The organism is Aurantiacibacter hainanensis (genome assembly GCF_036321025.1).
Taxonomy (GTDB): Bacteria; Pseudomonadota; Alphaproteobacteria; order Sphingomonadales; family Sphingomonadaceae; genus Alteraurantiacibacter; species Alteraurantiacibacter hainanensis.
Window position 1 is genome coordinate 1,297,171 of sequence record NZ_JAZAPB010000001.1, and the last position, 17,988, is coordinate 1,315,158.

19 protein-coding genes and 1 tRNA gene are annotated in these 17,988 nt (G+C 65.2%); 8 read left to right on the forward strand and 12 right to left on the reverse strand.

Annotated features, from left to right (window positions below):
• Positions 1-24 precede the first annotated feature (24 nt).
• From dxs to rpe, 6 genes are all read right to left on the reverse strand, one after another.
• Positions 25-1,956, reverse strand: a complete 1,932-nt coding sequence (gene dxs / locus AAA989_RS06465) for a 1-deoxy-D-xylulose-5-phosphate synthase (protein WP_338241934.1) — start codon at positions 1,954-1,956, stop codon at positions 25-27.
• 67 nt (positions 1,957-2,023) lie between these two features.
• Positions 2,024-2,488, reverse strand: a complete 465-nt coding sequence (locus AAA989_RS06470; protein WP_338241935.1) for a Fur family transcriptional regulator — start codon at positions 2,486-2,488, stop codon at positions 2,024-2,026.
• Positions 2,489-2,545: 57 nt separating this feature from the next.
• A complete protein-coding gene (gene msrA, locus AAA989_RS06475) occupies positions 2,546-3,220 on the reverse strand; it encodes a peptide-methionine (S)-S-oxide reductase MsrA (protein ID WP_338241936.1) in 675 nt (224 codons plus the stop codon).
• Positions 3,221-3,482: 262 nt separating this feature from the next.
• On the reverse strand, positions 3,483-5,105 hold the full coding sequence (gene purH, locus AAA989_RS06480; protein WP_338241938.1) for a bifunctional phosphoribosylaminoimidazolecarboxamide formyltransferase/IMP cyclohydrolase: 1,623 nt from the start codon (positions 5,103-5,105) through the stop codon (positions 3,483-3,485).
• 10 nt (positions 5,106-5,115) lie between these two features.
• Entirely contained in the window at positions 5,116-7,035 is a 1,920-nt protein-coding gene (locus tag AAA989_RS06485; RefSeq protein ID WP_338241939.1) for a heparinase II/III family protein, read from the reverse strand.
• Positions 7,032-7,706, reverse strand: coding sequence for a ribulose-phosphate 3-epimerase (gene rpe / locus AAA989_RS06490; RefSeq protein WP_338241940.1), 675 nt, complete (start codon positions 7,704-7,706; stop codon positions 7,032-7,034). Before rpe ends, AAA989_RS06485 begins: the two co-directional genes overlap by 4 nt.
• Before the next feature lie 250 nt (positions 7,707-7,956).
• Here rpe and AAA989_RS06495 point away from each other — a divergent pair, with 250 nt between their 5' ends.
• Entirely contained in the window at positions 7,957-8,442 is a 486-nt protein-coding gene (locus tag AAA989_RS06495) for a DUF2141 domain-containing protein (RefSeq protein ID WP_338241941.1), read from the forward strand.
• A gap of 9 nt (positions 8,443-8,451) precedes the next feature.
• On the opposite strand, the gene AAA989_RS06500 is transcribed toward AAA989_RS06495, so the two are convergent.
• Both AAA989_RS06500 and AAA989_RS06505 read right to left on the reverse strand, forming a co-directional pair.
• Positions 8,452-9,345, reverse strand: coding sequence for a hypothetical protein (locus AAA989_RS06500; RefSeq protein WP_434781428.1), 894 nt, complete (start codon positions 9,343-9,345; stop codon positions 8,452-8,454).
• Positions 9,342-10,370 (reverse strand): diacylglycerol/lipid kinase family protein, encoded by a 1,029-nt coding sequence (locus AAA989_RS06505; RefSeq protein ID WP_338241942.1) that lies wholly within the window; start codon positions 10,368-10,370, stop codon positions 9,342-9,344. The genes AAA989_RS06500 and AAA989_RS06505 overlap by 4 nt, the downstream gene beginning before the upstream one ends.
• 206 nt (positions 10,371-10,576) lie before the next feature.
• On the opposite strand from AAA989_RS06505, the gene AAA989_RS06510 reads away from it, so the two are divergent.
• The gene (locus AAA989_RS06510; protein ID WP_338241943.1) at positions 10,577-11,791 is read left to right on the forward strand and encodes a M20 metallopeptidase family protein; all 1,215 of its coding nucleotides are present in this window, start codon (positions 10,577-10,579) and stop codon (positions 11,789-11,791) included.
• Here the strand turns inward: AAA989_RS06510 and AAA989_RS06515 are convergent.
• Entirely contained in the window at positions 11,788-12,408 is a 621-nt protein-coding gene (locus AAA989_RS06515; protein WP_338241944.1) for a cytochrome P450, read from the reverse strand. The two genes, AAA989_RS06510 and AAA989_RS06515, sit on opposite strands and share 4 nt — an antisense overlap.
• Positions 12,409-12,530: 122 nt before the next feature.
• Between AAA989_RS06515 and AAA989_RS06520 the strand changes: the two genes are divergently transcribed.
• Positions 12,531-13,166 carry a class I SAM-dependent methyltransferase gene (locus AAA989_RS06520; protein WP_338241946.1) on the forward strand — a complete coding sequence of 212 codons (636 nt, stop codon included), beginning with the start codon at positions 12,531-12,533 and terminating at the stop codon, positions 13,164-13,166.
• A 117-nt stretch (positions 13,167-13,283) separates the two neighbouring features.
• Here AAA989_RS06520 and AAA989_RS06525 read toward each other — a convergent pair whose 3' ends face one another.
• From AAA989_RS06525 to AAA989_RS06535, 3 genes are all read right to left on the reverse strand, one after another.
• Complete coding sequence (locus AAA989_RS06525; protein WP_338241948.1) at positions 13,284-13,802, reverse strand: hypothetical protein; 519 nt, start codon at positions 13,800-13,802, stop codon at positions 13,284-13,286.
• 320 nt (positions 13,803-14,122) lie between these two features.
• Positions 14,123-14,199 (reverse strand) — tRNA-Arg (locus AAA989_RS06530).
• A gap of 82 nt (positions 14,200-14,281) precedes the next feature.
• Entirely contained in the window at positions 14,282-14,677 is a 396-nt protein-coding gene (locus tag AAA989_RS06535; protein WP_338241949.1) for a DUF6152 family protein, read from the reverse strand.
• Between the two features lie 159 nt (positions 14,678-14,836).
• Between AAA989_RS06535 and AAA989_RS06540 the strand changes: the two genes are divergently transcribed.
• The 5 genes from AAA989_RS06540 (at position 14,837) to AAA989_RS06560 (ending at position 17,904) form a co-directional block, all read left to right on the forward strand.
• Positions 14,837-15,652: a hypothetical protein gene (locus tag AAA989_RS06540; RefSeq protein WP_338241951.1), complete on the forward strand. Its 816-nt coding sequence runs from the start codon at positions 14,837-14,839 to the stop codon at positions 15,650-15,652.
• Positions 15,653-15,695: 43 nt separating this feature from the next.
• Entirely contained in the window at positions 15,696-16,097 is a 402-nt protein-coding gene (locus AAA989_RS06545) for a hypothetical protein (RefSeq protein ID WP_338241952.1), read from the forward strand.
• Positions 16,098-16,137: 40 nt separating this feature from the next.
• On the forward strand, positions 16,138-16,668 hold the full coding sequence (locus AAA989_RS06550; RefSeq protein WP_338241953.1) for an MmcB family DNA repair protein: 531 nt from the start codon (positions 16,138-16,140) through the stop codon (positions 16,666-16,668).
• Between the two features lie 76 nt (positions 16,669-16,744).
• Entirely contained in the window at positions 16,745-17,461 is a 717-nt protein-coding gene (locus AAA989_RS06555) for a sterol desaturase family protein (RefSeq protein WP_338241954.1), read from the forward strand.
• Between the two features lie 77 nt (positions 17,462-17,538).
• Positions 17,539-17,904 carry a DUF2141 domain-containing protein gene (locus AAA989_RS06560; RefSeq protein ID WP_338241955.1) on the forward strand — a complete coding sequence of 122 codons (366 nt, stop codon included), beginning with the start codon at positions 17,539-17,541 and terminating at the stop codon, positions 17,902-17,904.
• Positions 17,905-17,988 lie beyond the last annotated feature (84 nt).

A 17,988-nucleotide genomic window follows, 5' to 3' on the forward strand; every position in this document is an offset into this window, starting at 1 on the left:
CGAAGCTCCGGCGCGCGGGCAAGATCAGGCCCGCGCTTCCGCCACCCCGGCAGAATTATGCCGCAGCGCCGACAGCACCGTCTCCACGATGTGCGGCGCGTTGAGCCGCGCGGCGTCGTACTGCTTCACCGGATCGTCGTGATCGAGGAAGACGTCGGGCAGGCGCATGGTGCGGATTTTCAGCCCGCCGTCGGTCAGCCCCTCGTCGCTGGCCATGGTCAGTACGTGCGCGCCCAGGCCGCCGATCGCGGCCTCCTCGACAGTCACCAGCACGTCGTGCGTGGCGGCAAGCTTGCGGATCAGTTCGGAATCGATGGGCTTGGCAAAGCGCATGTCGGCAACCGTGGTGGCAAGGCCCTTGGCCTCCAGTTCGCCGGCCGCCTTCTTCGCTTCCGCCAGCCGCGCGCCGAGCGAGAGGATGGCGACCTTGCCGTTCTTCTCGTCGCCAAGGACCACGCGGCCCTTGCCGATTTCCAGCTTCTGCGGCGTTTCGGGCAGTTCGACGCCCACGCCGTTGCCGCGCGGATAGCGGAAGGCAATCGGGCCTTCGTCGTATTCCGCTGCGGTGTAGGTCATGTGCACCAGTTCCGCCTCGTCGGCAGCCGCCATCACCACGAAATTGGGCAGGCTGGCGAGATAGGTGACATCGAAGGAACCGGCATGGGTGGCCCCGTCGGCCCCGACCAGTCCGGCGCGGTCGATGGCGAAGCGCACGGGCAGGTTCTGGATCGCCACGTCGTGCACAACCTGATCGTAGGCGCGCTGCAGGAAGGTGGAATATATCGCCGCGAAGGGCCGCATGCCCTGCGCCGCCAGTCCTGCCGCGAAAGTGACGCCGTGCTGCTCGGCAATGCCGACGTCGAAGGCGCGCTCCGGGTGGGCCTTGGCGAACTTGTCCACGCCGGTGCCGCTGGGCATGGCGGCGGTGATGGCGCAGATGCGCTTGTCGGTCTCCGCCAGCTTGGCCAGCGTCTCGCCGAACACATTCTGGTAGGCGGGAGGACCGGCCTTGGACTTGGCCTTCTCTCCGGTGACGACGTCGAACTTGGGTACGCCGTGATACTTGTCGTCGCTGGTTTCCGCGGGGTGGTATCCCTTGCCCTTGGTGGTGACGACGTGGACCAGCACCGGCCCCTGTTCGCTGTCGCGCACGTTTTCCAGCACCGGCAGCAGGTGATCGAGATTGTGCCCGTCGATGGGGCCGACGTAATAGAAGCCCAGTTCCTCGAACAGGGTGCCGCCGGTCACCATGCCGCGCGTGAATTCCTCCGCCTTGCCGAGCGAGGTGTGCACCCGGCGCGAGAACTTGGCCGCGACCTTGGACGCCAGCGAGCGCAGGCCCAGGTATTCGCTGCTGGAGACCATGCGGGCGAGATAGGCCGAAAGACCGCCCACGGGCGGGGCGATCGACATGTCGTTGTCGTTGAGGATCACGATCAGGCGGTTACCGGCCTGCTCGGCGTTGTTCATCGCCTCGTAGGCCATGCCGGCGCTCATCGCGCCGTCGCCGATCACGGCGATGGCCTTGCCGGGCTGGTTGTTCAGCTTGTTGGCGACGGCAAAGCCCAGTCCGGCGGAAATCGAGGTGGAGCTGTGCGCCGCGCCGAAGGGATCGTATTCGCTCTCGCTGCGCTTGGTGAAGCCCGAGAGGCCGCCACCCTGCCGCAAGGTACGGATGCGATCGCGGCGACCGGTGATGATCTTGTGCGGATAGGCCTGGTGGCCCACGTCCCAGATCAGCCGGTCTTCCGGCGTGTTGAAGACATAGTGGATCGCAACTGTCAGCTCGACCACGCCGAGACCGGAGCCCAGGTGCCCGCCGGTGGACCCGACGGCATCGATCATTTCACTGCGCAATTCATCCGACAACTGCCGCAATTGCCCGGAATCGAGCTTTCGGAGGTCTGCGGGAGTATCGACGGTGTCGAGAAGCGGCGTATCAGGTCGATTTGTCATCGCCCCTTCCTACCCCGCCAAATCGGGCCTGTCGATGAACGAGTAGGGCAGATGAACGCGTGGCCTCTCAACCGGCGCAATCGGCACACAGGCCGCGCAATTCCACTACCGGGCGAACCGCGGTGTATCCGTGCGCTCCGCCTGCATTGCGCAGCGCATCGGTCAGCTTGTCGTCGTCGAAATGGTCGGCCTGGCCGCAGTCGTCGCAGATCAGGAAGATGCAGTCGTGGCGGCAGCCCGGATGGGTGTTGGCGAGATAGGCGTTCGCGCTTTCGATGCGGTTCGCCAGGTTGGTGCGAACGAACAGGTCGAGAATGCGATAGACGCTGTTGGCGGCAACGCGCTTCCCGCGACGCTTCCCGACTTCCTCGGCGATATCGTATGCGCTGGCGGGACGCTCCTGATCGGCCAGGGCGCGGAACACATCCTCGCGCATGGCGGTCCACTGCTCTCCGGCGTCGGCAAGCACGCGGCCCGCCTCGTCGACCAGGCGGTCGCCTGAATGTTCGTGATGTTTGTGCTGCGTTGCCATGAAGTCCTACATAGGAAGCGGCGCGCGCTACGGCAATCGCGTTGCGCCCTTGTGCCGTCAGCCGGTACGGAACCGCGCGCGGTAGAACTGCGGGAAGTTCGCCTCCAGCGCTTCCACCTTGGGCGCATCCCAGCGCCGGATATAGGCGCTCTGCGGGTTTTTCAGCATGTAGTCCTGGTGGTATTCCTCCGCCTCGTAGAAGGTACGGTGGCGCTCGACGGCCACGGCCATTGGACGATCCCACACGCCGGAGCGGCCCATCTGGGCGACGTAGGCTTCCGCCACTTCACGCTGTTCGTCGGTGACGGGCACGATGGCGGCGCGATACTGCGGTCCGCGGTCGGGGCCCTGGCGGTTGTGCAGCGTGGGGTCCGCACCCACGGAAAACAGGATCTGCAGCAGCTGGTCGTATCGGATTACCGACGGATCGTAGGTTACCCGCACGGCTTCGGCGTGGCCGGTGGAGCCGGAAACGACCTGACGATAGGTAGCGGTGCCCGCACTGCCGCCGTGATAGCCTGCTACGGCGCTGGTCACGCCGCGCGTATGACTGAACACACCTTCGATTCCCCAGAAGCAGCCACCCGCGAAGATTGCGGTCTGCAGGCCGCTTTCGTTGGCCTGTCGCGCCGCGACCGGCGCATCGAACACCTCTTCGGCAAAGGCGGTCGAGGGAAGTGCGCAGGCCGAAAGGCCAAGCGCGGCGGCTGCGAGAATCGACTTGATAGTCATTAGAGTCCTCCGAGTTGCGGCAGGATATTCGCTGCAAGTATTACAGCGGTTACTGCGAAACCCGCAAGGAAGGAGCGGTAGAGTTCGGCGTTGAACAGTTCCATCGGTATCGGTCCAGTCGGTCGTAAGTGTGCGTTTTCATCTCTGAAACTAGATCACACTTGCTTTCGAGGGACTGAATTTTGGACAAAACCGCCCGGAGTTCGCCGCACCGTGGCAACGACTTGTCGTGTGCCACGGCGATCCGGGCCGATGTGGCCGCTCAGTGGCGGAAATGGCGCATCCCGGTAAACACCATGGCAATTCCCGCCTCGTCGGCGGCCGCGATCACTTCCTCGTCGCGCATCGAGCCGCCCGGCTGGATCACCATCGTCGCCCCGGCCTCAACCGCGCTGAGCAGACCATCGGCGAAGGGGAAGAAGGCGTCTGATGCCACGGCGCTTCCCACGGTGCGGGGCTTTTCCCATCCGGCGGTCTCGGCAGCTTCGCGCGCCCGCAGCGCTGCGATGCGAGAGGAATCGCGGCGATTCATCTGTCCCGCGCCGATCCCCGCCGTCACGCCATCCCTGGCATAGACGATGGCGTTGGACTTGACGTGCTTGGCCACCTTCCATGCAAACAGCGCATCGGCCACTTCCTGGTCGGTAGGCTTGCGGTTGGTGACTACCGTCAGATCGTCCGCGCCCACCACGCCGTTGTCGCGCGATTGCAGCAGCATCCCGCCGGCGATGGTCTTCATCTGGAAGCCGGGGCGTTCGGGCCGGGGCAGGTCGTCCACCAGCAGCAGGCGCAGGTTCGTTTTCGCGGCGAAGGCCTTTCGCGCGGCATCGTCCGCGCCCGGCGCGATCACCACCTCGGTGAAGATCTCGCAGATCGCCTCTGCCGTCGGGCCATCGAGCGGACGGTTGACGGCAACGATGCCGCCGAACGCCGAAACGGGGTCGCAGGCAAGCGCCTGTTGCCATGCCTCAAGCAGACTTGAGCTTTGTGCAACACCGCACGGATTCGCGTGTTTCACGATCACCACGGAGGGGTCGCCGCCTGCGAATTCGGCCACCAGTTCCAGCGCCGCATCGGCATCGTTGTAATTGTTGTAGGACAGCGCCTTGCCCTGCACCTGCTCCGCCTGCGGAATGCCCTGCGTGCCCGCGGCCTGCGGCAGGTACACCGCCGCCGACTGGTGCGGGTTCTCGCCGTAGCGCAGCTCGTCCTTCTTCGTGAAAGCGAGCGGCATCTTGTCGACGAACGGGGTGGCCTTCAGCGCCTCCATCCCCAGCGGGTTGGTGAAGGCATCGCCGAATGCGAACCAGTTGGCGATGGCGGCGTCGTAGCTGGCGGTCTTGGCGAAGGCCTTGGCCGCCATGCGGGTGCGGAACGCCAGCGTCGTTGCACCATCGTGTTCGGCCAGTTCCTCCACCAGTTCGCCGTAGTCCTCCGGATCGGTGACGATGGTGACGAACCGGTGGTTCTTGCTGGCCGATCGCACCATGGCCGGGCCGCCGATATCGATGTTTTCCACCACGTCCTCGCGGCTGGCGCCGCGGGCCACGGTTTCCTCGAACGGGTAGAGGTTGACCACCAGCAGGTCGATCGCGCCGATATCGTGCGCGTCCATCGAGGCGGTGTGATCGGCATCGTCGCGCACGGCCAGCAGGCCGCCATGGACTCCCGGATGCAGCGTCTTCACTCGGCCGTCCATCATCTCGGGAAAGCCGGTGATGTCGGAAACGTCCAACACGTCCAGCCCGGCATCGCGAAGCGCCCGCGCGGTGCCTCCGGTGGAGACAAGTTCCACTCCGCCTTTCGCAAGCCTGCCGGCCAGTTCGACAATACCCGTCTTGTCGGACACCGAGAGGAGCGCCCGCTTGATCGCAACATCAGTCATGCCAAGAAATCTATCCCATGCGTTTGAGCAGCCAGGCGAAATTACCGCCGCCGCGCGAGGCGAATCCCTCTATCACAAGCTGGTGTACCGGATGCGGCCGGCCATTGCCATCGACCCACAGGCTCTCTTCGACCTGCAGGCTTTCCGATCCGCTGACGAATTGCCACAGGCTGCCGTCGGGCAGCACCAGGCTGGCATGGCGGCCGCTGTCGCCAAGGCTGGCTTCGACGTGACGGCCCAGGTGGAACCGTATGGCGAAGGGCACCTTGCCGCGCTTGCCCTTTCGACCCGAGGGGATAAGCACGTCCTCTCCGCGAAGTTCCTGCCCGTCGTCGCGCAGCATCAGGATGCGCCGGTGCAGCAGGCCGAAGCGTGCGGCATAGCCATCGTGGCTTGCCTCAAGCCGGGTGGCGCTGCCGTTCTCCAGCTTCACCTGCCGGGTGTCGATCTCCACTTCGCCCACGCCGTGGCCCAGCTTGCCGTCGATCAGCACGGCGGTGGAATTGGCATCGCCCAGCACCAGCGTGGAATGGGCCGCCGTGGCGCGCAGGCCCTGTTCGATACGCACCGGCACCTGGCCGCCCGCCAGCGCCGCGCCTCCGCAGTTCACCACCAGCCGGTGTTCGCCGTGGCTGAATTCGAAGGCGAGGGTGGAGGCGCAGCCGTGGCGCGCATGGCGGCCGAGCGGCGGCGGCGACCCGTCCAGCAGCAGAGTAGCCTTGCGGGCGGTGACGCGCTGGTAGCCCCAGCCGCTGGGATCCTTCAGCGGGCGCGCGCGCACTCCGCTCGCCCCGATCAGTGCGGACAGGCGAGAGGCGCGCGTAGCCCCGCTGCCCTGCCAGTTGCCCAGTCCGCCGTCGCCGTGCGTCAGCGCGAGCAGCGGCGGCACTAGCATGTGCAGCATGGTATCCAGCAGCTGCGGCGGCTTCTGCTCTGCCGCGGCATAGCACGCGCGCAGGTCCACCAGCCCGGCGATTGCCTGCATCTGCGCATCGGGGCTGCGCGAAAGCAGTCCGCCATCCTCGCCCACCGCCTCGCCGAGGGCGCGCGCAAGGGCGGCCTCCCCGTAAAGACGGCGCGGCTTGCCTTCCGGCAGCAGCAGTCCTGCGGCGATCACGGCGCACCATCCGGTCATCTCGCCCAGCCGATCGTCAGCCTTGCCGGCGTTGCGATCCAGCCAGCGCGCGGTATCGGCCATGGCAGCAAGTGCGCGATCTCGCAGCGCCCGGTCGCTGCCCGACAGCAGCAAGGGCGCGTGGACCAGCCACGACATCAGTCGCAGCCCGGCATTCTCCACCTTCCAAGCCGATCCCTTGCCGATGACGGGGTTGGCGTCGAGCCAGCTAACCAGCAGTCGTTCCGCCACCTGCCGGCACTGCGGCGGAGTGCCCGAACTGGCAAGGTCGCGCAGCCAGGTGAAGCCCTGCACCACCCGCTCGAACGGAGAGCTGAGATTGCCGAGCGGCCCCATGTCCACCTGCGCGAACGGGGCCTTGACGCCATGAATGTAGAAATGCCCCGCACGCAGCGCCATTCCGGCAGCGCGGTCTCCCTCCAGCGGAGACTGCACGCGCGCCTGCAGGCGTGGGCGAAGCGGCTTGCGGAAGGGCGCGACGATGGTGGAATGCGACACGCCCAGCTGGAATGCCAGCCGCATAAGCCTTTCGCTGGGAGATGCCGAGGGCGGGCTGAAATCGGTGACCACCAGCGCGCGGCTCTTGGCCAGGTCTTCCACCCGGCCATTGTCTGCGCGATCGACGGTTGCGGCATCGCCGGGAACGTCGTCGATCAGGTCCTCGCGCGGCTCCTCTCCCAGCGGAATGGCCAGCTGGCCGGCCTTTTCCCGCGTGCCGCCATGGTTATCGCCGGCGGTATCGTCCCGAAGGTTTCGCCGGGCCTTGCCGGCAAGCTCGGCGGAATGCGCGTTCAACGGCCACCTCCTCCTTCGCCCCGAAGGGCGGCGATGTTTTCGGCATAACGATCCGGTCCGCCCTTGAAGGTGGCGCTGCCCGCAACCAGCACGTCGGCCCCGGCATCCACGCATTGCCGCGCGGTATCCGGGTTCACCCCGCCGTCCACCTCGATCAGGACGTCATGCCCGCCCTTGTCGATCATCTTGCGCACCGCCTCGATCTTGCGCAACTGCGAGGAAATGAAGCTCTGGCCGCCGAAACCGGGATTGACGCTCATGATCAGTACCAGGTCGATTTCCTCGAGCAGGTAGTCCAGCATCTTGGCAGGCGTGCCCGGGTTCAGCGAGATGCCCGCCTTGCAGCCAGCCGCCTTCACCGCCTGCACGCTGCGGTGCACGTGCGGCCCGGCTTCGGGGTGAACGGTGATGATGTCGGCGCCTGCCTGCGCGAACTCGTCGATCCAGAGATCCACCGGCGAGACCATCAGGTGCACGTCGAATGTCTTTTCCGAATGGGGACGCAGCGCCTTCACCACGGCGGGGCCGATGGTGAGGTTGGGAACGTAATGCCCGTCCATCACGTCCACATGGATCCAGTCGCAGCCCGCGGCATCGATGGCGCGCACTTCCTCGCCCAACTTCGCAAAGTCGGCGGACAGGATCGAGGGTGAAATAAGTGGGCGGGCCATGGTCAGTATTTCCACACTAAAGGTGCGCGAATCGCGTAACAAGCGGCAGCGGCGGCGTTTTCCACCAGTGTTGCGGCGCTATGCCCCATGCCTGCGACTGGTCAAGCGAACGGCTAATTCTTAAGCCGCGGTTCAGTGCGTCAGCGGCAAGGGCCGGGAAACAACAGCTATTTTCCGACCGCATACGGAATCCGGCTCGCGTGTTGCGGACCCTCGCCTTTCGTGCTGGTCAAGAGGTATGACTTTTTCGATGATCAAGACAGTCCTTCGCATCACCGCAGCCGCGGCCATCGCCCTTGGCCTGAGCGCGCCTGCGAGCGCCCAGTATCGTAACGAAATCCGCCATTCGGTCGCGCCCTGCCGGGGCGAGGGCCCGGCGGTATGGCTGCAGGTGACGAACATCGAGGGTTCGTCGGGCACCATGCGCTTCCAGCTCTATCCGGGCACGGATGCCGACTGGCTGGAGCGCGGCAGGTGGATCAACCGTATCGAACTGCCCGCGCGCAGCGGCACCATGCAGGTGTGCATGCCGGTTCCGCGTCCCGGCAACTATGCGATCGCGATCCGCCACGACAAGAACAACAACGGCCGCACCGACATCTCCAGCGATGGCGGCGGCATGTCGAACAATCCCAGCATCAATATCTTCAACCTGGGCAAGCCGGGCATCGACAAGACGCGCTTTTCCATCGGCCGCGAAGTGCTGCCGATGTCGATCCGCATGCGCTATCTCTGATCGCCGACGCTAGTCCCTGTTCCGGCGCTTCGCCCGCCACAGCTGGATGGCCACGGCAGGCGCCGACAGGATCGGGTGCTTCTCGCGAAATGGCGTGACCGCGATTTTCTCGCCGGTGTGCCGCTCCACCTTCCAGGCTGCATAGCGCGCCGCCCCGTCGAACGTGCGCGTGGCCCGCGCCAGCCGGGCGATGTTCAGCGGCTTGCCCAGCCGACGACGCTTTTTCCACCAGGCCTGCACGCGCTGCTGCTCCGGTCGGGTAATGCGCGGGGTCAGCACCGCGCCGTCGCGGCCGAAAGGGATGCCGCCTGCCGCCAGGGCATCGGGCAGCAGGCCATCGAAGTGATCGGGGTTCAGCTGCAGGATGGAATCCTCGCGGCCCGGTTTCTCCACCCGGAACTCGGCGCGGTAGGTGGCCCGGAACAGCTCGCGCCAGTATTCCGCTTCAACACCGCTGTCCGGCCCCACGGCCACGGCCAGCCGGGCGGCGGTGATGGCGGCGGCCTCTATCGCGGAGGCCACCTGGCTGCGGGCCAGGGGATCGCGGCTCCACACCAGCGCGCTTGGCTGAACGAAACGCGTCCAGATCGTGGTGTCGAGCGTCTCGCCCCGCGCCGCCGCGACAAAACGGGCCAGCGTCATCGTGGCGATCTTGGCTCGCAGCGTTTCGCCCTCGTGCTCCCATTCGCGGTAGGAGACGGTGGGCCACAGCCGCTTTTCAGGCGCGCCGGGAGTCAGGACGTAGAAATCCAGCACGCCTTCGAGGCTGCCGGTGCGCAGGTTCGATCCGTAGAAAAGCACGGCCATCGCGCCGGCCTCTCCCGCCAGCTTCTCCGCGAAGGCGGAGACCGCTGGCTCGACGCTTCTAGACAGCGCCGCGCCGACGCGCGACTGCAGGCTCACGGTACGACGAAGCGCAGCTTGGGCCCGGCGGACAGACGGTATTGTCCGGCGGGAAACGCTTCGCCATCCAGAATGAAGGCCTCTCCCAGATCGATATCCACCGCGCTGTCGCCGAAGGCGTGGTAGCCACGGCGGCGCGTCGCCGCGCTGCTGGTGCCACGGAAGATCGAGGGAAGGCTGAGAAGCAGCCGGCGGCCCGGATTGTCGATCACCGCAACCTGCAGCGGTTCCTGCACATCGCGGAAAGGATCCAGTCCGGCGGGAAAGGCCTGCAAGGTAGAAGCGAACAGCAGGTATCGCTCGTCTTCCGGCAGGCCGCCGCAATGCGGCAACTCGGAGCCATCGGCGCTGCGGATCCGCATCGGCGTACCGGTGCGCCACTTGTTGCCGGGCAGGCCCAGCATTGCCTGAACAGCGCTCCAGACAGTCGTGATCGCCACCACCGTCTGGTTGAAGGCACCCAGATCGTGGCTGCGCTGTCCCAGCGTGATCACATGGTTGAATACACCCGCGCCCAGCACGAAACCGCGCACCTGAGCGCGCTCGTTGTCGCGCTGCGCCACCACCAGCGGCTGCCGCCGCACGATGCCGCCGCGCTGCACGGCAGCCAGCGCATCGTCGAGAGACCAGTCGGTCGGCACGCCGATATCCAGCGCCAGGGCATTGGTCTTGCCGCCAGGCAGCACGATCAGCATCGGCCAGCTGTCGCCGAACACACCCGCGCCGCAGGTCAGCACGTCGCGCACGGTGCCGTCGCCGCCGTCGATGGCGATGTAATCCACGCGCTTTTCCGCGAAATCCGCCAGCACGCCGATCAGTTCGCTGCGGCGGCGCGGCGTTGCCAGCAGCACGTTTTCGGGCAGGGCCTCGCCTTCGGGACGATGTTCGTTGCGGTGGCTGCGGGCGTTGCGGATCAGCCCAACCAGCGGGCGCGTGCGCACGGAAGACAGCGCATAGTCGTTCGCCGGACGCGGATAGGCGTCGACTTGCGGCAGGCGCTCGAACAGATGGATGCTTCCGTGCATGATCGGCTCGCCTTAAACGTGAGGACGCTCCCTACGCTACGCCTTTTGTGAACATAGTGCGCCTGTTGATGCCGCTCAGCAACACTTGGAGCGGCACAGTGTATCTTGCGCGCAACATAATGCCGACAGCATTGGTGGATGCGCTGCGCTGAAATAGGTGGCACAAGGCGTCTTTCAATCGCCCCGATCCGGCCACGAGGACCTATATGCTGACCGAAACCCTGCTCGACGCCGCCCGCTCCGAAAAGGATGCCATCACCAACCTGCGCCGCGCCATCCACGCCGAGCCCGAACTGGGCCTGGAAACCCCGCGCACGCTGGCCAAGGTCAAGGATGCCCTGAAGGACCTGCCGCTGGAATGGCACGAAGGCCCCTCGTGCACCGGCGCGGTGGCAGTGCTGAAAGGTGGCAGGCCCGGCCCCGCCGTGCTGCTGCGCGGTGATATGGATGCCCTGCCGATGGACGAGCATACGGGTCTCGACTTCGCCTCGACAATACCCGGCCGCATGCACGCCTGCGGCCACGATGCACACACCGCCATGCTGGCCGGCGCGGCGCGCGTGCTGGCGGCGCAGGCAAGCGAGCTGGCAGGCGAAGTGCGCTTCATGTTCCAGCCTGGTGAAGAGGGCTTCCACGGTGCGCGCTTCATGCTGGAGGATGGATTGCTCGGCGGCACGGCCGACTATCCCCTCCCCGACGCCGCCTTCGCCCTGCACATCTGGCCCAACGCCCCGCATGGCCGGGTCGAAGGGCGCGCGGGCGCCATGCTCGCCTCTGCCGACATGCTGGAGATCACGGTAAAGGGCAGCGGCGGCCATGCCTCCCTGCCGCAGGATACGGTGGACCCGGTGCCGGTCGCCGCCGAAATCGTGCTGGCCCTGCAACTGATGATCACCCGCCGCTTCGCCGCGACCGAGGCCAGCGTGCTCACCATCGGCAAGATCGAGGCGGGCACCAGCAACAACATCATCCCCGACAGCGCCTATCTGCTGGGCACCATGCGCAATCTTTCGCCCGAACGCCGCGCCGCCATGAAGGACGCCGTGCGCGAAGTGGCGGAAAATATCGCCAGGGCGCATCGCTGCACCGCGGATGTCACCATCACCCCCGGGTTCCCGCCCACGATCAACGACGCCCGCGCCATCGCGCTGGGAGAAAGCGTGGCGCGCGGCCTTGGCGGAGAAGAGCCCTGGGCCACCCGCCCCGCGCCCACCATGGGGGCGGAGGACTTCTCCTACGTGCTGGAAAAGGTGCCCGGCGCGATGTTCTTCCTGGGCGTCGCCGCCGAGGGGACGGACTGGCAAGGCTGCTGCGGCCTCCATTCCAGCCGCATGATCGTGGACGAAAGCGTGATGCCCAAGGGCAGCGCCTTCCTCGCCGGCTGCGCGGTGCAGTTTCTCGAAGGCGGCTGGTCGCTCTAGCCCCGCCAGCGCACCTGCCAGCCTTCGGGCACCCGCCCGCCGCGATAATCGGGCGAAGACACGGGTTTCAGCCCATCCAGCCGCAACACCTGCCGCGCGATTTCCGGCACCATCACCTGCGCCACGTGGCGACCGAGGCAGGAATGAACGCCCTGCCCGAAAGTGAAGGTGTCGGAGAAATCGCGGTCGGGGTCGAAGCGTTCGGGATCCGGGAAGCCATCGGCGTCGAACATCGCGGAATGGGTCACGGCCAGCACCGTGGTCCCCTCGCGCAGCACATGGCCGGCCATCGGCGTGTCTCGCTTCACGGTGCGGAAGTAGTAGGGAAACGCCGGACGAAAACGCAGCGCCTCGAACACGTAACCATCGAAGCCCTGCGGATCGTCCTTCCGCGCGGCCGCCTGCGCCCTTGCGAGCAGGTCCGGACCTTCCAACAGGTATTCCAATGCGTTCACCACGCAGTGGGAAGTCGTCTCCACCGCGCCGATCAGCAACCCGCCGACATTGGAGATGACGTCGCGCAGGTTGAAACGGAACATGTCGGCAAAGGTCATGCGCACCAGCCGGCTTACCGGGTCACTTTCGTCTTGCCCCGCCCCGCCCAGCTTCACGGCCATGGGCGCGGGTGCAGAATCGCAAGCGAAGCACTTTTGCTGGGGAGCATTTTGGGCAGGCGGTTGCGTTAATCTAAACTTCTCCGACGGTAGCGAGTGAAGCCATCAATATCTGGGGACGGTCGGTGATAGTGAAGCTGTTAGGAAAATTGGCCGAGTTTAGCGGCCATCGCATAATCCCGAAGCGCACTCCCTGGTACTCCGGCCCGCCGATTCCCCGCCTCGCCTTTCGGCATATCAGCGACGCCACCTTGCTGCCCGACCGCGAGGCATTGATCGATACCCTGCCGCACGGGACAGGCGCGGAAATAGGGGTGGCGTTCGGGGACTTCTCGGAGAAGCTGCTGGCAAAGTCCGAGAAGCTCTATCTCGTCGATAACTGGACCGAAACCCGCTATGAAGCCGGTCTGCGAAAGGTCAGGGAGCGCTTCGCGGGCGAAATTGCCGAAGGGCGCGTCGTAATCGAGGAAGGCCGATCGATCAATGCCTTCGAGCGGGTCCCCGAGGGGCTAGACTGGGTCTATATCGACAGCAATCATCAGCTTGAGACGACCCGTGCCGAACTGGCCATCGCCCTGCAGAAAGTGAAGCCGGGCGGAATTATCGCGGGGCACGATTACACACGGGGCAATCCCTACACCGGGGTTCCTTACGGGGTGATCCACGCCGTGCATGAATTCTGCATTGAACACGAGTGGAAGATCCAGCACCTGACGATGGAACCGGACCTCCCCCGGTCGTTCAGCCTGGTGAAGTCATAGCGCTTGGCTTCGTCTGATGGCACGGGATGCTCCTCGGCTTCTACTCGCCCCGTGGCGACTACTGCCGTGACAGGCACAAGATGCTCTTCGGTGCCGGTAATCAGTTGAGGAGCCTCATCACCAACGCGGCGGGATAGCCGATCCCTCACTTTCGGTTGCGAAGTCCGCCCAGTTGAGTGTGAGTTTGTCGCCCTTCTCCTTGCGCAGAGCCTTGCGGTCGATCAGCTTGCTTCGCACTTCGAAGTCGGCGTCGATCTTCACGATCAAAACCTTGCTGAAGTTGCGCTTGAGGTTGAGTGTGACAGTGTCCTTGGCTTTGAACGGGGTTATGGTCTTCACCTCGACGAAGTGATTGCCGATCTTGCCATCCGATCCTTGCGCGTAATTGCGATGCAGTTTGAGCCCATGGGTGATCGCACCATAGAGTTCGCCAAGGTCGCCATAGACCTGTAGGTGGCTGCCGGTGAGTTCGTGATAATCGATCGCCACGGCGAGCAGGTCTTGGAAAATCGGCACCAGGTCGACATCGAGGTCGGGGAACCGGGCTTCGAACTCCAAACGTTCGAGATGCGAGTTGATCTCGGTCCAAGTGATCCACTCGCCATCGTCATAGATGGCGTTATCGTCGTTCCACATGTCGGTTGGGCCGTGCATCATATAGCCCGGACATTACTGCCGTACTCGTAAACGGATTATTTTTGTTTCGTCAGGTTTTACAACGCCGAAATCGGCCATCCTTGATGATGCTTTTCAGCCGATCTTCGCGCCACGGAACAGACCCCATGATGGAATGGCCCGTCCACCGCCAATCTGTCGGGTCTGCAGATCACTTCGCCCTCGGTCGCTGGTGCGCCCAGCAAATCGGCAAACCGCTGGAACTCGTCCCGCCAGCAGTGTGTCGCACAATGAGTGGTGAGCGTCTTTAAGTTGCCCTGATCCCGTTGCATTTCGAGAGCTGGCGCACCCGACAGGATTCGAACCTGTGGCCTCTGCCTTCGGAGGGCAGCGCTCTATCCAGCTGAGCTACGGGTGCCAGTTGCCACCAATGGGCAGCGGCGCGCGCCGTAGCAATGGCATGGGCAAGAGCCAAGCGCAATCGTGCTTGGCCGCCGCGATCACATCGCGCTGGGGAGCTGCAGCATCTCCGTGCCGTCTTCCTTGAACACGCGCACGTTGAAGCCGCCGCGGCGGCCGTCGCGCAGCGGGTAGTAGCCGACGGTGATGGTCTCGCCCGGTGCGAGCGTGCGGCGCGACCAGCCTGCGCGGCTCAGGTGATTGGGGCTCATGCCCTCGAACGCCCAGCGGCGCCCCTGTTCATCCCGCGCGTAGATGAAGGTGTGGGGATTGGTCCAAACCCAGCGCTCCACCGTCATGTCGGCGATGCGCGATTCCGATCCCCACTCGAACATGGCGGTGGAATGGTGCGCGGAACCCGGCACGCTCATCCCGGCCAGCACGGCAAGTGCGGAACCGGCGGCAAGCCCCATGCGGCGGATCGAAAAGGTTGTCATGTCATCGCTCTCCGGAAATTATCGGAACGGTGCAAAAGGCCCGGCCGGTGTTTCGCCACATAATGCCAGCAGAGACCGGACAAAATCAACCCGCAGCTTGACTTGCCCCGGCAAACCGCACCAATCATTGGGCAAAGACAATCATGACGGGTGAGGGACATGACGAAGAACTGGCAGGCAAGACTTGGTGGAATTGCGGCAATTCTGGCGGTGTGCGCCGGGCCGCTGCCGGTTACCGCGCAGGACGAAGGATTTACTCCGCCGCGCGCCGATCAATATGCCCAGGTGACCGGCTGGCCCGACTTCACCGGCGTGTGGAACCCCGACTGGTCGATCCTGTTCGGGCGCAACGGGCGAGTGCCCGCCAACCCGGTTCTCACTCCCGAGGCCCAGGCCGCCTACGACGCTTTCCTCGAACAGCAGGAACGCGAAGGGGTGGACCAGTTCCTGCAGGTCAACTGCATCCCGCCCGGTATGCCCGGCATCATGCGCCAGCCCTATCCGATCGAATTTCTCTATTCCCCGGGCCGGGTGACGATCTTTGCCGAGACCTATTCGCAGGCGCGGCGCATCTATGTCGATCCGGATCGCGACCTGCCCGAAGATCCCGATCCGCTGTTCAACGGCACCTCGGTGGGTTTCTGGGAAGGGGACCGGCTGGTGGTGAACACCGTGGGCTTCAACCCCTACGTCACCTTCATGGCGGGCGTCACTCCGTCCGACGAGATGCGCATCCACGAACATTTCTGGCTCGATCAGGAAGGGACGCTGTGGCTGGAGACCACCATCACCGATCCGCAGGTCCTGGCAGAGCCGTTCGTGCAGACGCTGGCCTATTCGCGCCAGCCGGACTGGGAAATCCGCGAATACGTGTGCAACGAGAACAACCGGCTGGTGGACGACGAGAACGGCGCCAACGTCGATCTGGGGCTGGAAGAGGAAGGCGATCCCTTCGGCCCGCCCGTGGAGGACTAGCCCGCTAACCGGATGGCAACCCGCCCTGCGCTACGGCGCGGGCATGAATGCACCCACGCCAGAGTTCGCGTCGTCGACATCCCGCGCTCGTCGCCTCGTCGATGCCAGCAACATCGCCATGCGCTGGAAGGCCCTGATGGAAGCGGGCCAGGTCGTGGCCATGCTGGCGGGGCTGGAGGCCGAGCGCCCCAGCGCAGCAATCCGCGACTTTCCCTCCCTGATTCGCGGCAGCGAGCCGTGGCGGCAGGATCTGGCGGACAACGGGTGCGCGGATCTCGCCGCAGTGATGGAACCGGGCATATCCGCCCTGCTGGCAATCAACGCGCGCGGAACGGACTGCAGGCCGGCCGCGCAGGCCCTGTGGCGCGAGTTCGCGGCAGGCCGCTCCGCGCTTCTCGCCCTGCTGCCGCCGGTTCGCGAAGCGGAGTCGCCAAGAAGCGCATAGCGCGCTTGACCGTGTTCGCTTTTCGTTCCAGTTTCCGGGCATGGCCGATTCGCTGATCCACCCGACCGCATCCCCTTCCCGGAACGATACTGGGGACGATCCCATCACCTTGCGTTCGCGCGCCGTGTGCCGCGGCATCTCGCGCCTGTTCGCGCGCAACAACGTGTGGGCGCTGCCTGAAATGCCGCTGCGCAACGGCCGCCGGGCAGACCTGATGGGCGTGGACGCCAAGGGCAAGATCGTAATCGTGGAAGTGAAGACCGCGCGCGGAGACCTGCTGGGCGATGGCAAGTGGCCCGACTACCTCGATTTCTGCGACCGGTTCTACTGGGGCCTGCCGCCGGAACTGGACCGCGCCTGCCTCGACGGACCCGATTTCAAGCCCGAGTGCTGCGGCGTGATCGTGGCCGACGAATACGATGCGGAAATCGTGCGCCCCGCCCCCAGTCACCCGCTGGCCGCCGCACGCCGCCGCGTGGAGATGGAACGCCTTGCCCGCACGGCGCTGCGCCGGTTGCTGGTGGCAGCAGACCCGCACTGCAACACCTGGGGCGCGGACCTGGCGGGGTGACCCGGTCGCCGCGATGAACACACCGGCTGGCGAATGCGCTGGTCCATTGCGGCGGCAGTTGGCATAAGCGCGGCAAATGCTTGCCGCCATCATCCTGTCCGCCGTGGCCATGACGGCCATCGTCGCCGTGCGCTACCTGGTGACGAGTGGCGGCTTTGCCTTTGCCACCAGCCGCGTGCGCCCGGGCCTCTATGACGGGCTGAACCCGCAGATCCGCAAGGAAATCGGCTGGTCGCTGGCCTCCGCAGCGATCTACGGCGTTCCCGCCGGCATCGTCGCCTGGGGCTGGCAGGAGCATGGCTGGACGCTGATCTACACCGATTTCGCCGCCTGGCCGCTGTGGTACCTTCCGCTTTCGCTGTTCCTCTACCTGTTCGCCCACGACACCTGGTTCTACTGGACCCACCGTCTGTTGCACCGGCCGAAGTGGTTCCGCCTGGCACACGCGGTCCATCATGCCAGCCGTCCGCCCACGGCATGGGCGGCGATGAGCTTCCACCCGATCGAGGCGCTGACCGGCGCCGTGGTGATCCCGGTGCTTGTCTTCCTGATCCCCGTGCATATCGCCGTTCTGGGGCTTGTGCTGGCGATCATGACGGTGATGGGTGTCACCAATCACATGGGCTGGGAGATGTTTCCGCGCTGGCTCGTTCATTCCCGCGTAGGGAATTGGCTGATAACAGCCAGCCATCACCAGCGGCACCATGACGAATACCGCTGCAACTATGGCCTCTACTTCAGATTTTGGGATCGCTTGTGCAACACCGATCGCGGGCTGGCAAAGCCCTCTTAATTCTCCTTGCCGCCACCGTTCTGGGCGCTCCGGCGGCGCAGCCTGCCGCGCAACCCGGTGCCGCGCGCGGCGCTCAGGTGACCATCGAGGTAACCAACCTGCGAAACCATGACGGCGTGGTGCGCGCCTGCATGACCCGCGACGCGAATCGGTTCCCGCGTTGCCAGGATTCCTCGCAGGGCTATCGCGTGGTCGTTCCTGCCGGGCAGGCGGCCACACTGCGGTTCGATGGCGTGACACCGGGCACCTATGCCATCGCCCTGCTGCACGACGAGAACGACAACGGCCGCGCAGACCGCGTGCTGGGCATGATGCCGCGCGAGGGCTTCGGATTTTCCAACGACGCGCCCGTCAGCATGGGCCCGCCGGCCTTCACCGACGCGGCCATCAGTGTCGGCGCGACGTCAATGCGGCAGACGATCCGCATGCGCTACATGCTGTAATCAATAGGGATTGGGCCGGAACGCGCGCGTAAGTCCGGCGCAACTTCACACAATTTTTACCAAAAATCGCCAAAGGTGTCTTTG

Coding starts and splice junctions, on each gene's coding strand:
- AAA989_RS06540 (WP_338241951.1), top strand. CDS start 14,837: ATGACGAAGAACTGGCAGGCAAGACTTGGTGGAATTGCGGCAATTCTG.
- AAA989_RS06470 (WP_338241935.1), bottom strand. CDS start 2,488: ATGGCAACGCAGCACAAACATCACGAACATTCAGGCGACCGCCTGGTC.
- dxs (WP_338241934.1), bottom strand. CDS start 1,956: ATGACAAATCGACCTGATACGCCGCTTCTCGACACCGTCGATACTCCC.
- AAA989_RS06515 (WP_338241944.1), bottom strand. CDS start 12,408: ATGGCCGTGAAGCTGGGCGGGGCGGGGCAAGACGAAAGTGACCCGGTA.
- AAA989_RS06545 (WP_338241952.1), top strand. CDS start 15,696: ATGAATGCACCCACGCCAGAGTTCGCGTCGTCGACATCCCGCGCTCGT.
- AAA989_RS06505 (WP_338241942.1), bottom strand. CDS start 10,370: ATGCACGGAAGCATCCATCTGTTCGAGCGCCTGCCGCAAGTCGACGCC.
- rpe (WP_338241940.1), bottom strand. CDS start 7,706: ATGGCCCGCCCACTTATTTCACCCTCGATCCTGTCCGCCGACTTTGCG.
- AAA989_RS06510 (WP_338241943.1), top strand. CDS start 10,577: ATGCTGACCGAAACCCTGCTCGACGCCGCCCGCTCCGAAAAGGATGCC.
- AAA989_RS06535 (WP_338241949.1), bottom strand. CDS start 14,677: ATGACAACCTTTTCGATCCGCCGCATGGGGCTTGCCGCCGGTTCCGCA.
- msrA (WP_338241936.1), bottom strand. CDS start 3,220: ATGACTATCAAGTCGATTCTCGCAGCCGCCGCGCTTGGCCTTTCGGCC.
- AAA989_RS06495 (WP_338241941.1), top strand. CDS start 7,957: ATGATCAAGACAGTCCTTCGCATCACCGCAGCCGCGGCCATCGCCCTT.
- purH (WP_338241938.1), bottom strand. CDS start 5,105: ATGACTGATGTTGCGATCAAGCGGGCGCTCCTCTCGGTGTCCGACAAG.
- AAA989_RS06555 (WP_338241954.1), top strand. CDS start 16,745: ATGCTTGCCGCCATCATCCTGTCCGCCGTGGCCATGACGGCCATCGTC.
- AAA989_RS06525 (WP_338241948.1), bottom strand. CDS start 13,802: ATGTGGAACGACGATAACGCCATCTATGACGATGGCGAGTGGATCACT.
- AAA989_RS06550 (WP_338241953.1), top strand. CDS start 16,138: ATGGCCGATTCGCTGATCCACCCGACCGCATCCCCTTCCCGGAACGAT.